The sequence below is a fragment of the Leisingera sp. NJS201 genome, assembly GCF_004535885.1.
GTDB lineage: Bacteria > Pseudomonadota > Alphaproteobacteria > Rhodobacterales > Rhodobacteraceae > Leisingera.
Window position 1 is genome coordinate 243,930 of sequence record NZ_CP038234.1, and the last position, 13,533, is coordinate 257,462.

At 62.0% G+C, this 13,533-nt stretch carries 13 protein-coding genes, 1 pseudogene and 1 riboswitch; of the genes and pseudogenes, 12 read left to right on the forward strand and 2 right to left on the reverse strand.

The window, feature by feature from the left end; genetic code table 11:
* Positions 1-40 precede the first annotated feature (40 nt).
* Positions 41-910 (reverse strand): hypothetical protein, encoded by an 870-nt coding sequence (locus ETW23_RS01210; protein ID WP_134828860.1) that lies wholly within the window; start codon positions 908-910, stop codon positions 41-43.
* Positions 911-1,038: 128 nt separating this feature from the next.
* Here ETW23_RS01210 and miaB point away from each other — a divergent pair, with 128 nt between their 5' ends.
* From miaB to ETW23_RS01270, 12 genes and pseudogenes are all read left to right on the forward strand, one after another.
* A complete protein-coding gene (miaB, locus tag ETW23_RS01215) occupies positions 1,039-2,361 on the forward strand; it encodes a tRNA (N6-isopentenyl adenosine(37)-C2)-methylthiotransferase MiaB (RefSeq protein WP_129369474.1) in 1,323 nt (440 codons plus the stop codon).
* Positions 2,362-2,633: 272 nt separating this feature from the next.
* A complete protein-coding gene (locus tag ETW23_RS01220; RefSeq protein ID WP_134828861.1) occupies positions 2,634-3,215 on the forward strand; it encodes an OmpA family protein in 582 nt (193 codons plus the stop codon).
* A 13-nt stretch (positions 3,216-3,228) separates the two neighbouring features.
* The gene (locus tag ETW23_RS01225; RefSeq protein ID WP_129369476.1) at positions 3,229-3,534 is read left to right on the forward strand and encodes a hypothetical protein; all 306 of its coding nucleotides are present in this window, start codon (positions 3,229-3,231) and stop codon (positions 3,532-3,534) included.
* A 141-nt stretch (positions 3,535-3,675) separates the two neighbouring features.
* A complete protein-coding gene (locus ETW23_RS01230; protein WP_134828862.1) occupies positions 3,676-4,686 on the forward strand; it encodes a PhoH family protein in 1,011 nt (336 codons plus the stop codon).
* 80 nt (positions 4,687-4,766) lie between these two features.
* Positions 4,767-5,279, forward strand: coding sequence for an rRNA maturation RNase YbeY (gene ybeY, locus ETW23_RS01235; RefSeq protein WP_134828863.1), 513 nt, complete (start codon positions 4,767-4,769; stop codon positions 5,277-5,279).
* A gap of 22 nt (positions 5,280-5,301) precedes the next feature.
* Positions 5,302-6,201: a hemolysin family protein gene (locus tag ETW23_RS01240; protein ID WP_134828864.1), complete on the forward strand. Its 900-nt coding sequence runs from the start codon at positions 5,302-5,304 to the stop codon at positions 6,199-6,201.
* Positions 6,198-7,696: pseudogene (gene lnt, locus ETW23_RS01245) on the forward strand (apolipoprotein N-acyltransferase). Before ETW23_RS01240 ends, lnt begins: the two are co-directional and overlap by 4 nt.
* 61 nt (positions 7,697-7,757) lie before the next feature.
* A riboswitch (SAM-SAH riboswitch) is annotated at positions 7,758-7,807 on the forward strand.
* A 6-nt stretch (positions 7,808-7,813) separates the two neighbouring features.
* Complete coding sequence (gene metK / locus ETW23_RS01250) at positions 7,814-8,995, forward strand: methionine adenosyltransferase (RefSeq protein WP_134828865.1); 1,182 nt, start codon at positions 7,814-7,816, stop codon at positions 8,993-8,995.
* Between the two features lie 268 nt (positions 8,996-9,263).
* Entirely contained in the window at positions 9,264-9,920 is a 657-nt protein-coding gene (locus tag ETW23_RS01255) for a hypothetical protein (RefSeq protein ID WP_134828866.1), read from the forward strand.
* A gap of 90 nt (positions 9,921-10,010) precedes the next feature.
* A complete protein-coding gene (locus ETW23_RS01260; protein ID WP_134828867.1) occupies positions 10,011-10,787 on the forward strand; it encodes a tRNA (guanosine(46)-N(7))-methyltransferase TrmB in 777 nt (258 codons plus the stop codon).
* A 100-nt stretch (positions 10,788-10,887) separates the two neighbouring features.
* A complete protein-coding gene (gene aroA / locus ETW23_RS01265; protein WP_134828868.1) occupies positions 10,888-12,234 on the forward strand; it encodes a 3-phosphoshikimate 1-carboxyvinyltransferase in 1,347 nt (448 codons plus the stop codon).
* A complete protein-coding gene (locus tag ETW23_RS01270; RefSeq protein ID WP_129369485.1) occupies positions 12,231-12,863 on the forward strand; it encodes a d(CMP) kinase in 633 nt (210 codons plus the stop codon). Before aroA ends, ETW23_RS01270 begins: the two co-directional genes overlap by 4 nt.
* Positions 12,864-12,970: 107 nt before the next feature.
* Here the strand turns inward: ETW23_RS01270 and ETW23_RS01275 are convergent, their stop codons facing one another.
* Positions 12,971-13,450: a YHS domain-containing (seleno)protein gene (locus tag ETW23_RS01275; protein ID WP_134828869.1), complete on the reverse strand. Its 480-nt coding sequence runs from the start codon at positions 13,448-13,450 to the stop codon at positions 12,971-12,973.
* Between the last annotated feature and the right edge of the window lie 83 nt (positions 13,451-13,533).

Sequence of the window (13,533 nt, forward strand, 5' to 3'; positions counted from 1 at the left end):
CCCGCTGGTCATGTGTTTCTTCAGCCGTTGCCGGCTGGGTTCAGAACCACTGCCCCGGCTCCATCAGCCCCAAATCCAATAGTTGGCGCGAATGCCATTCAAACGGCGCGGAGTTGTGCCACCGGAAGGTTTCAATATCGAAGGTGGAGCCGGGATTGCGTTTCAGCGCCTTGGCGGTGCGGAAAGAACAGACCGCAGCAGTCAGGTTATGATGCCAGGGGCAGGCATAGGTGTTGTATTCCTGATCGTTGAAAGTGTGGTCCTGCTGCAGCACCAGTCCCGGTTTGGCCTTGAACAGTGATATCCGGTCGATTTTACGGCTTTTCTCCGGGATATGCTCTTCGAACCGCCAGCGCACCCCGCCAAAGAAATCCAGCTGCCGTTCGCGCGGATGGCCGGTTTCTGGGTCCTTGCGCGACTGGGCATAGTAACCGGATTTGTCGAGATAGGCCGCCTCCAGCGAGACAGCGCCGGGGCAGGCCTCCAGATCGCCGGCATAAAGGTCGATCACATAGCTGAGCACCGCATCCCGCCGCTCTTCGGTGTGGAAGGTCAGCATTTCGCCAACGCTGCGCGTCTCGCAGAACGGGTAGAACAGATATTCGGCATTGTAGCAGTAATAAAGCCAGCAACCGGGTTGCGCGGCAGCGATCACCGCATTGACAGCCCCTGTCAGCGCGCCTTCAGGGGCGCAGTCAAACGGCACCCGGTGCACCTTGGCGCGTACATCCTGCGGCAAGTCAAAGGCATCCGGCATCAGGGCCACAACCGCTTTGAAACCGCTTTGCAGGTGGTGGCGCAGCGTGGTGGCGATTTCCACCTCATCCTCGACAAAGACCAGCGCAACCGGTCCTTTGGCCAGCAACGCCTTGCCCTCTTTCAGGAAATCCTGCAGCGAAGAATACATCATGCCTGTCTGCCTTTTGCCTTTCTGGCCATTGCGGCCAAAATCGGGTAAATCCCGCCTCATTGCAAGCGGCGGCATTTGTCTGTAAGGCAGGCCGCTGTTTACCCACCTTGGCTGGAAGGCTGACCCGCATGAGCGCCCCGAAGAAGCTGTTTATCAAGACCTATGGCTGTCAGATGAATGTCTATGACAGCGAACGCATGGCCGAAGCGCTGGGCGGTGAAGGCTATATCGAGACCAAATCGGCAGATGACGCCGACATGATCCTGCTCAATACCTGCCACATCCGGGAAAAGGCCGCCGAGAAAGTCTATTCCGAGCTGGGCCGTTTTAAAGGGCTGAAGGCAGAGAAGCCGGATCTGAAGATCGGTGTCGCCGGCTGTGTAGCCCAGGCCGAGGGCGAAGAGATCATGCGCCGCCAGCCGCTGGTGGATCTGGTGGTCGGCCCGCAAAGCTATCACCGTCTGCCCGAAATGGAAGCCAAGACGCGCGAAGGGGAAAAGGTGCTGGACACCGATTTCCCCGAGGAAGACAAGTTCGAAAAGCTCAAGAACCGCCCCAAGGCCAAGCGCGGCCCCACCGCGTTTCTGACGGTGCAGGAAGGCTGCGACAAATTCTGTGCCTTCTGCGTGGTGCCCTATACCCGCGGCGCCGAAGTTTCGCGTCCCGCGGACCGCATCCTGACCGAAGCCCGCGATCTGGTGGAGCGCGGCGTGCGCGAAATCACCCTGCTGGGCCAGAATGTGAATGCCTACCATGGTGCCGGCCACAATGGCGACCTGACCCTGGCGCAGCTGATCTGGGAGTTGGACAAGGTCGACGGGCTGGAGCGTATCCGCTTCACCACGTCGCATCCCAACGACATGCAGGACGACCTGATCGAGGCGCATGGCACCTGCGCCAAGCTGATGCCTTATCTGCATCTGCCGGTGCAGGCGGGATCGGACAAGATCCTGAAGCGGATGAACCGCGCCCACACCGCCGAAAGCTACCTCCGCCTGATTGAGCGCATCCGCGCCGCGCGGCCCGACATCCTGATCTCCGGCGACTTCATCGTCGGTTTCCCGGAAGAGACCGAGGACGATTTCCAGGCCACCATGGACCTTGTGGAAGAAGTGAAATACGGCACTGCCTATTCTTTCAAATACTCGACCCGCCCCGGCACCCCTGCAGCCGAACGCGCCCAGGTCGATCCGGCCGCGGCGGATGACCGTTTGCAGCGCCTGCAGGCCCTGCTGACCCGGCAGCAGCGCGAGGTGCAGGACAGCATGGTGGGCCGCGAGGTGGGTGTTCTGTTTGAGAAGCCGGGCCGCCGGCCGGGCCAGATGGTCGGTAAATCCGACTACCTCCACGCCGTCCATGTCGCTGATTGCAACCGCGCGCCGGGGGACCTGGCCCGGGTGCGCATCATTTCCTCTGGTGCAAATTCCCTGGCCGGGGAGTTGATCGGCTAAAACTCCCGCCACAGCGCGAATCTTCCCAGCCGCTTTTTACAGGGCGGCTCAATTTCCGTTTATTCTGAATGCGCAGGTGAGCCCCGATTGCATCGGTTCCGGCGACAATTTCCTTTTGGTGCTTTGAGTGTCCCGGAAAATGCGATTAATCTGCGCGGAATAACAATTAATTTAGCAGGTATACTGCATCAATTTCAGGTAGTTTGACTCTTATGGCCTGAGCGGTGGGCACGTAAGCGGCAAGCGCGCTGGGGAACTTAGGTGAAGGAAATCTGGTTGTGTTGATACTCAAATTTAATAAGGCGGTTGCATTGGCCGCCGCTGCTGCGGCCGCGCTCAGCATCGCTGCCGCGCCTGCCAGCGCGCAAACTCAGCGGACCATCAAGGGCGAACGTTATGTGCCCACCATCTGGGTTGACCCGGACGGCTGCGAACACTGGGTGATGGATGACGGTGCCGAAGGCTTCATGTCCCCGCATGTGACCCCGGATGGCAAGCCGGTCTGCCGCCGCGGCAACATTTGCGGCGTGATGCCGACAGATCAGTTTTTTGCCACAGACAAACACTACATCAATGCCGCAGGCCGCAAGCGCCTGGGGGAATTTTTCCAGCAGGCGAAATCCAATGGCGCCCGCGCCTTTATCGTGGCAGGCCATACCGACAGCCGGGCCTCGGATGAATACAATATCCGCCTGTCCGAGCGCCGCGCCCATGCCGTGGCTCAGGCGGGCCGTTCGGTGGGTGCGCGGATCAAGGATGTGCGCGCCTACGGTGAACGCGATCCGCGGGTGCCTAACACCAGTGCCGGAAATATGGCGCAAAACCGCCGTGTCGAAATCTATTGCCTGCGCTGAGGAGACAAAACCCATGCTGATGCGTAAAACACTTCTGCTCCTCGCCGCCGCGGCCCTGGTCCCGGCCTGTTCCGAAACCCTGGACAAAACCCGTGACCAGCATGCCGGCGATGGCTCCTCCAGCCATCTGTCGAACATGACCGCGGGCATCTGGGTCGACCCGCAGGGCTGCGAACACTGGATCATCGACGACGGTCTCGAAGGCTACGCCGACCTGCGCCGCACACCCGACGGCAAGCCGGTCTGCAACAGCAACCTGCCGCGCAACACTGCCACCGGCCCGTTCAAGGCAGGTTCAACTTTTGCCGACGCGCTGTAAAACGGAAAGAACGGTACGCTAAGAAGCCGCCCTCCGGGGCGGCTCTTTTGTTTCAATTGAGTGATTTTCCGCTGCTGATGCTTGCGCAAACGGGACAACGGCGGCAAACTGAAAGGGCAACGCCAGATTGAGGAGATCAGCTTGGCCATCAGTGCCCTGAATGACGCGCAAGACCAGTCCGCAACCCATGAAGTGCTTCTGGAATTTCCCGACAACCGATTGCTGATCGACCTGTGCGGCGAATACGACCGCAACTTGGCTGACATCGAACAGAAACTGGGCGTGCAGATCGTCCGCCGCGGCAACCAGCTATCGGTGATGGGCGAGGAGTCGGCACGCGGACAGGCGGCAGGCGTGCTCACCGCGCTTTATGACCGGCTGGAAACCGGCCGCAGCGTCGAAAGCGGCGATATCGACCGCGAATTGCGCATGGGGCAAGAGACTGCGGATGCCGAACCGGACGGCCAATTGCAAATGTTCCGCGGCGGCCGGGTGGAAATCAAAACCCGCAAAAAACTGGTGGAACCTCGCACCGAAGCTCAGAAGGCCTATGTGCATTCGCTGTTCGAAAGTGAACTGGCCTTCGGGATCGGCCCGGCAGGCACGGGCAAGACCTATCTCGCCGTTGCGGTGGGTGTTTCCATGTTCATCACCGGCCATGTGGACCGTATCATCCTCAGCCGCCCGGCGGTGGAGGCGGGCGAAAAGCTCGGCTACCTGCCCGGCGACATGAAGGACAAGGTCGATCCTTACATGCAGCCCTTGTACGATGCGCTGAACGACTTCCTGCCGGAAAAACAGGCGGCCAAACTGATCGAGGAAAAACGCATCGAAATCGCGCCGCTTGCTTTCATGCGCGGGCGCACGCTGTCCAACGCCTTTGTGGTGCTGGATGAGGCGCAGAATGCGACCACCATGCAGATGAAGATGTTCCTGACCCGCCTGGGCGAAGGCTCGCGCATGGTGATCACCGGCGATCGCTCCCAGGTCGATCTGCCGCGCGGCGTGCAATCGGGTCTGGCAGACGCGGAACGGCTGCTGAACGCGATCCCGAAAATCAGCTTCAATTACTTCACTGCCCGCGACGTGGTGCGGCACCCCCTTGTGGCGGCGATCATCGAAGCCTATGACGCGGATGCTAAACCGGCCTGATGCAAAGGCTCTGCCGGGTTTCACCTTTGTAAAAATACTCCGGGGGTGCGGGGGCTGGCCCCCGTATGTGCAACGGCTCCATGACGCTCGACATCACGATCGAAGACAGCCGCTGGCAAGAGGCCGGGCTTGAAGCACTGGCTGAACAGGCTGTCTCAGCGGTTCTGGCACACTTTGCGTTGGACCCGGAGGATTGCGATATCTCGCTTCTGGCCTGTGATGATCCGCGGATTGCGGATCTCAACGCCGAATTCCGCGAAAAGGCCAAACCGACAAATGTGCTGAGCTGGCCCGCCGAAGACCTTGCCGCGGAAGAAGACGGCGGCACCCCGGCGCTTCCCAAGGCGGATTTCACCGGCGAATACCCGCTGGGCGACATTGCGGTTTCTTATGACACTTGCGCCCGTGAAGCGGCGGAAGCAGGCAAGCCGCTGGGCGATCATACCCGCCATTTGATCGTTCACGGAATGTTGCATCTTTTCGGTTATGATCACATTCGTGACCGCGATGCCGCATTGATGGAAGGGATTGAGGTGCTGCTACTTGGCAAAATGGGTATCGCGAACCCATATATGAGTGAGGACGCCCCTTAAGCGGGGCCTTTGGATAGGATCGATGGGCGACATAGAAGGCAGTTCTAACGCGGCGCAGGGCGCGCTGCAGAACATCAATGGCACGGCAGCGGATGCGCCGGCCTCTGGGAAAACCGGTTTCTGGGCACGGCTCTTCGGGGCCTTCAGCGCAGAGCCGCAGTCCGAAGAAGACAGTGGCCGCGAACAGCCCGTTTCCGGCACAGAACCGCGCGGCATGATGAACCTGCGCCGGCTGCGGGTTGAGGATGTCGCTATTCCATCAGCAGAAATCGCTGCCGTGCCGGTTTCCATCGCCAAGGAAGACCTTGTCGGCATTTTCCGCGAAAGCGGCTTTACCCGGATCCCGGTGTATGAGGGCACGCTGGACACGCCGCTGGGCTTTGTCCACCTCAAGGATTTCTCGCTGACCCACGGCTTCAACGGCGGCACCTCGGACTTCGAGCTGCCCCAAATGCTGCGTCCGCTGCTGTTTGTGCCGCCTTCGATGCCGATCGGGGTGCTGCTGACCAAGATGCAGGCCGAGCGCCGCCATATGGCGCTGGTAATCGACGAATACGGCGGTGTGGACGGGCTTGTCACCATCGAGGATTTGATCGAGCAGGTGGTGGGCGAGATCGAGGACGAGCACGACGCGGATGAACTGCAGACCTGGTTCGAGGAAAAGCCCGGATGCTACATCGCGCTTGCCCGGACACCGCTGCCGGAATTCGAGACTGAGATCGGCCAGTCTCTGACCAGCCACGATGACGTGGACGAGGAGGAGATCGAGACCCTGGGCGGGCTGGTCTTCATGCTCTCGGGCCGGGTGCCAGCCCGCGGCGAGGTGATCGAACACCCCGAAGGCACTGAATTTGAAGTGATGGACGCCGACCCCCGCCGGATCAAGCGGCTGCGGGTGCGGTTGCCGGACGCCGCTGCATGACGGCAATCGGGCTGCGGCAGGCCGTGCGGCAGCTCCGCCCGGCCCGGGCCGGGCTGGCCTTTGGCGGCGGCGCGCTGGCGTCTCTGGCACTTGCCCCCTGGAGCTTTTTGTTCGGGCTGCCGCTTGCCTTGGGTGCCGCAGGCTGGCTGGTGCTGCAGGCCGCCACGGCGCGCGCGGCGATGCTGGCCGGCTGGATGTTCGGGCTGGGGTATTTTGCCTTTGGCCTGTCCTGGATCCTGGAACCTTTTCAGATCGACCCGGAGCGCCATGCCTGGATGGCGCCTTTTGCGCTGGTATTCCTGGCGGGCGGGCTTGCCTTGTTCTGGGGGGCTGCATTTGGACTGGCCGTCCGGTTCAGCGCCGGCGCCTGGCGGATCCCGATGCTGGTGGCAGCCTGGTCCCTGGCGGAAATTGGCCGCGCTTATCTGCTGACCGGCTTTCCTTGGGCGGCTTTCGGACAGTTCTGGATTGATACGCCTGCCGCAAACCTGCTGCCATGGATCGGTCCGCAAGGGCTGGCGCTGCTGACGCTTGCGGCCTTCCTGCCGTTGACCTTGCTGCGGCAGGCCCCGGCGGCGGCCTTGGCGCCATTGGGACTGGCGGCAGCCGCTGCCTTTGCCGTTCCCGCTCCGCCGCAGGCAAATCCAACAGGCAAGACCGTGCGAATCGTTCAGCCCAACGCACCGCAGGATTTGAAGTGGCATCCGGATCACCGCTGGGAATTCGTCCGCCGCGCTGTTGCCTTTTCTGCCGAAGCACCGCGTCCGGATCTGATTGTCTGGCCGGAAACCGCGGTGCCGCAGCTGCTGAATTATGCGGATGACACCCTGCGGGTCATTTCCGAAAACGCCGGCGGGGTTCCGGTACTTCTGGGCATCCAGCGGGAGGAGGCCGGCGCCTTTTACAATTCTGCGGTGCTGCTGGACACGGATGGCCAACCCGCTGCCGCCTATGACAAGGCGCATCTGGTGCCGTTCGGGAATATGTGCCCTTTGGCGACGTCATGGCCCGGTTCGGGATCTATGGCTTTGCGTCGCGGGCAGGTGCGGGCTATGCCGCCGGGCCTGGCCCCCAAGTCATGGATCTGCCAATTGGCCGCGCCTTGCCGCTGATCTGCTACGAGGCTGTTTTCCCACAGGATGTGAATGCCGCAGAGACCCGCCCCGACATGCTGGTGCAGGTCACCAATGACGCTTGGTTCGGCACCCGGTCCGGCCCGTACCAGCACCTGGTGCAGGCCAGGATGCGGGCCATCGAGCAAGGCCTGCCAATGATCCGGGCTGCAAATACCGGTGTGTCTGCAATGATCGGTGCGGACGGAACCCTGCTGAACAGCCTGCCGCTGGGTGAAGCGGGTTTTATTGACGCGGCGCTGCCTGCGCCGCTGCCGCCGACGCTCTACAGCCGCACCGGGGATTGGCCGGTGTTCCTGCTGTGCCTGTTGGCTGCAGCAGCGGTTTTTTTGCGCTCCCGCGCCCTTGTGCCGCGGTCATAGCTGCTTAACTCTATTGGAATATAGATTGACCCGCGCGGATGGGCCGCGTACTGCGGCTTGATACCTGCCACAACGGCTTCCTGGCGTGGCAAGGATGGAACCAGTGGAGCACTTTTCATGACCCGTATGAACTACACTTTCACTTCGGAATCTGTCTCCGAAGGCCACCCGGACAAGGTTTGCGACCGCATTTCAGATGCGGTGCTGGATGCTTTTCTGGCGGAAGAACCCGAAGCACGCGTGGCAGCTGAGACTTTCGCCACCACAAACCGTGTTGTCATCGGGGGCGAAGTCGGCCTGTCCGACCAGGACAAGCTGCACGATTACATGGGCAAGATCGATGAGATCACCCGGGCCTGCATCAAGGACATCGGCTACGAGCAGGACAAATTCCACCACGAAACCGTGGAGGTGACCAACCTGCTGCACGAGCAGTCCGCCCATATCGCGCAAGGCGTGGATGCGTCCGGCGACAAGGACGAAGGCGCTGGCGACCAAGGCATCATGTTTGGTTTTGCCACCAATGAAACCGATGCGCTGATGCCTGCGCCGATCCAGTATTCCCACGCGATCCTGCGCCGCTTGGCGGAAGTGCGCAAAAACGGCACTGAGCCTGCGCTGGGCCCGGATGCGAAATCGCAGCTGTCGGTGGTATACGATGGCGGCAAGCCGGTGGGCGTCAGCTCGCTGGTGCTGTCGACCCAGCATCTGGACGAAAGCCTGACCTCGGCTGATATCCGTGCATTGGTGGAACCCTACATCCGTGAAACCCTGCCCGAAGGCTGGCTGACGGACGCCACAAAATGGCATGTGAACCCGACCGGCAAATTTGTGATCGGCGGCCCGGATGGCGATGCAGGCCTTACCGGCCGTAAAATCATCGTGGACACCTATGGCGGTGCGGCCCCGCATGGCGGCGGCGCGTTTTCCGGCAAGGACCCGACCAAGGTGGACCGCTCGGCAGCCTATGCCGCGCGCTATCTGGCCAAAAACGTGGTGGCTGCGGGCATCGCGGAGAAATGCACCATTCAGCTGTCTTATGCCATTGGCGTGTCCAAGCCGTTGTCGATTTATGCAGACACCCATGGCACCGGTGAAGTGGACGCCGCAGCGATTGAAAAGGCGATCGACCAGGTGATGGATCTGACCCCGCGAGGCATCCGTTCGCATCTGGGCCTGAATAAGCCGATTTATCAGCGCACCGCTGCCTATGGCCATTTCGGCCGCGACCCGGAAGCCGATGGCGGTTTCAGCTGGGAGCGCACTGACCTGGCCGGGGCGCTGAAGAAAGCAGTCTGACACCGGGCTGATCGAAACAAGAGAGCGGGCCGCAGGGGCCGCTCTTTTTCGTTTGGGTGATGCTCCCGCCCGTTTCGGCGCATTCTGGGAATGCGCCTCTCCCGTTGGGCCGGGCGCCGCGCTGCGGCGCGGCGGACCGGTCAGCAATGCTGACCGGGTGTTTCGCGCGCGAAGTATTGAGGCAGAAGAGCTGGCGTTTTGAGGCTGGAAGACACCGCTCTGCTGCACCATAGTGCAAGTAAGACTGTTTCCAGCTGCCGGGACCGCGATGCTGCGCGTGATAACTGTATTTTTCTGCCAGGTTCTGGCGTCTGCCGCGGCCGCTAAAGAGGCATTGCCGCAAAAGTTCAGCCTGCAAGGCGGAACGCTGGTTTATGACACCGAAACAGAGGTGGAAGGAGAACCGGCAGAAATAACCGATGACGATGTCTTAGAGCTGCGGGATATCCTGACGAAAAACCCGGAAATCTCGGAGCTGCAGCTCAACAGCATTGGCGGCAGTGTCTATGCCGGGGAAGAGATTGCCGGGCTGGTGCTGGAACACGGGCTGGACACTTTGGTTGATGGCACCTGCATCAGTGCCTGCGTCGATGTCTTTCTGGCCGGCAGCCGGCGGCGGATGACAATCGGGTCCAGCATCGGTTTTCATCAGCGCAACTGGCCTGCTGATGCTGTGCATAAATACTATCGCAGCGAACGCAAAAAACGCCGCTGGGCAACTCCGTATGATTTAGGGTCCTGGATATACGAGGATACTCAGCGCGAGATTTATGACCATCTCAGCTATATGGTGGCGCGCGGCGTCGATCCTGGCTTTGCGATTGAGACGCTGCGCACGGACCCGGATGGCGAATGGTATCCCAGCCGATTGCGGTTGATTGCAGCGGGCGTTCTGCGCGAGGTCCGGCAGGGGCAAACCCGCTAGCCGGCTTGACACAGGCTTGACCACGAGGCCCGCATGCGGCAGAGGAGCGGCCAGCCTTTCAAAAGACGCCCTGAACAGGAGCCCAGACGTATGTCCGGCGACCAGAAGCCCCGCGACGACCAGACCAAGAATGCCCGGACCGCTGTTGCCAATGCGGCCGATAAACATGCCAGCGGCGCGCCTTGGCGCAACTTTTACGGCCGCTTCAAGGGCAAGACCCTGAAAGACAGCCAGAAGCGCTATCTTGACGAAGATCTGGCCAGCCTCAGCCCCGGTGCGGTCGATTGGGATGTGAACCCGGACCGCACCCCGCTGGACGTGAACGCACTGTTCGGCGGCAAAGATGTCTGGCTTGAGATCGGCTTTGGCGGCGGTGAGCATCTGGTGCATCAGGCTGCCAGCAACCCCGATGCCGGTATCATCGGGGCCGAACCGTTTATCAACGGCGTTGCCATGCTGCTGGGCAAGATCCGCAAAGCCGGTGCCGGCAATATCGCGGTGCATCCCGGCGATGCGCGCGATCTGATGGATGTGCTGCCCGAGGCCTCCATTTCGCGCGCCTTTCTGCTGTATCCCGATCCCTGGCCCAAGGCCCGCCACCATCGCCGCCGCTTTGTGACCCAGGAGCATCTTGAGCCGCTGGCCCGCTGCCTGAAACCGGGCGCGATCTTCCGGGTGGCAACCGATATTCCAGACTATGTGCGCCAGACCCTGGAAGAGGTGCCAAAGGCCGGTTTCGAGTGGTTGGCCGAAGGTCCCGAAGACTGGCGCCAGTCCTGGGATGACTGGATTTCCACCCGTTATGAGCAGAAAGCCCTGCGCGAAGGCCGCACGCCGCATTACCTGACCTTCCGCCGCCTTGGCTAGGGCAGCTGAGGGGCGGCGGGCAAAGGCTCTGGACCGTCCAGCGCCAATCCGTTACCGATAGCGCCAACGCAAGTAAGTACCGACAGACGAAGGAAGCCCCATGTCCGGACACGGCACGCCCATCCCGATGACCTCCCACCGTGCCGACCCGCTTAAGGGCGTGGCAGAGGTGCCCGGCGACAAGTCGATCTCGCACCGCTCGCTGATCCTGGGCGCACTGTCGGTGGGGGAGACCAGGATCTCCGGCCTGCTTGAGGGCGAGGACGTTCTGGACACGGCCAAGGCGATGCAGGCCTTTGGCGCCGAGGTGGTGAACCATGGCGGCGGCAGCTGGTCGGTGTTCGGGGTGGGCGTCGGCGGCTTTGCCGAACCGGGCAATGTGATCGACTGCGGCAACTCGGGCACCGGGGTGCGGCTGATCATGGGGGTGATGGCCACCTCTCCGATCACCGCGACCTTCACCGGCGATGCATCGCTGAACAAGCGCCCGATGGCGCGCGTCACCGACCCGCTGGCGTTGTTCGGCACCCAATCCGTGGGCCGCTCCGGCGGGCGGCTGCCAATGACCATCGTGGGTGCGGCTGATCCGGTGCCGGTGCGCTACGAGGTGCCAGTGCCGTCGGCGCAGGTGAAATCCGCAGTGCTGTTTGCCGGCCTCAACGCACCGGGCAAAACCGTAGTGATCGAAAAGGAAGCCACCCGCGACCATACCGAGCGGATGCTGGCGGGCTTTGGCGCCGAGATCACCACCGAGGAAACCGAAGAGGGCCGCGTCATCACCCTGACCGGCCGTCCGGAGCTGAAACCGCAGGTGATCGCGGTGCCGCGCGATCCGTCCTCGGCGGCCTTCCCGGTCTGTGCTGCGCTGATCACCCCCGGTTCCGACGTGCTGGTGCCGAACATCGGCCTGAACCCGACCCGCGCGGGCCTCTACTATACCTTGCAGGACATGGGCGCAAATCTGACGTTCGAGAACATGCGCGAAGAGGGCGGCGAGCCGGTGGCTGATCTGCGTGCCAAATACTCTCCCGATATGAAGGGCATTGAGGTTCCGCCGGAACGCGCCGCCTCGATGATTGACGAATACCCGGTGCTGTCGGTGGTTGCCGCCTTTGCGGAAGGCAAGACCATGATGGCGGGCGTCAAGGAACTGCGCGTCAAGGAAAGCGACCGGATTGACGCGATGGCCAAGGGCCTGCGCATCAATGGTGTGACGGTTGATGAGGGCGACGACTGGTGGGAAGTCACCGGCCTTGGCATCGACGGTGTGCCTGGCGGCGGCACCTGCGAAAGCGTCCTGGATCACAGGATCGCCATGTCCTTTATGGTGATGGGCATGGGGGCGCAAAAGGCTGTTTCTGTCGATGACGGCGGCCCGATTGCAACATCTTTCCCGATCTTTGAGAGCCTGATGGGGGACCTCGGCGCCAAGCTGGAGCGCACATGAGCGAAAGTTACACGATAGCTGTCGACGGCCCCGCGGCGGCTGGCAAGGGAACGCTGTCCAAGGCGCTGGCGGCCCATTACGGCTTTAGCCATCTGGATACCGGTCTTTTGTACCGGGCGGTGGGTGCCAAGATGCTGGATGGTGTGGCGCCAGTAGAGGCCGCGCAGAACCTGACACCGGAAGACCTGGCGCGCGACGACCTGCGCGGGCGGGAGGTGGCACAGGCGGCCTCCAAAGTGGCCGTGATAGCCGAAGTGCGCGCCGCACTGATTGACTTCCAGCGCGCCTTTGCCCGCCGGGCCGGGGGCGCGGTGCTGGACGGGCGCGACATTGGCACCGTGATCTGCCCCTATGCGCAGGTGAAATTCTTTGTGACCGCCAGCGCCGAGGTCCGCGCCCGGCGCCGGTTTCTGGAACTCGCCGCTGCGGGCAAGGTAACCACGCTGGATGAGGTGCTGGGTGACGTGAAGGCCCGCGACGAGCGCGACATGAACCGTGCCGAGGCGCCGTTGCGGCCGGCGGCTGATGCCATCCTGATCGACACCAGCGATCTGAGCATCGAGGAAGCCTTGGCCAAGGCGATCACCGTGATTGAAGCCCGCCGCGAGGCCGGCGAAACACTGGCGTAGACATCAAACAACAAAAAACACCCGCAGCTGACGCATCAGCCGCGGGTGCAAGGGCAGGCGGGACGGAGCGGACCGCCTGGCCCTCCGGGACGCAGGGTGGTGCGTGATCAGAGCTCGCTGACGGCGGTGTGCTTGATCTGGCCCCACTGGGTGTCTGCGGTTTTGGCGGTGCCTGCCACATCTTCCAGGAAGGCGGCACGGGTGGCGGCGTTCAGGAACAGGAACAGCTTGCCGTCATGCACCAGATACTGGTCCGGGTCGCCGTCGAATTTCTTGCCCACAGACACACCATAGGAACAAAAGCCGCCGTGCTGCGGCAGGTATTTCGCCGGATCGGCCTCAAACGCGGTCTTGTTCTCCTCAGAAGTGAAGTAATAAGAGGCGCCATCCACGGTGGCAGAGTAGTTTGCCACGCCGCCCACCGGGTTGCGGCTGTCCAGCAGCGACACAAGGTCAACACCATGCGCGGCCAGCGGCGCACCGCCGGCAGAGATACCGTTGGAGACATTGAGTTCATCGGCGGCAAAGGCCGGGGCAGCCAGCGCGGCAGAGAGCGAAATCAGGGCGGTTGTCAGAAGAATTTTCATAGGTGTCCTCATCAGGTTCAGTTGCGGGTTTTTCTGTTCAGTTCAGGTTGTGCAGCCCGATGAGTTGAATTTAGGTCCGGAAT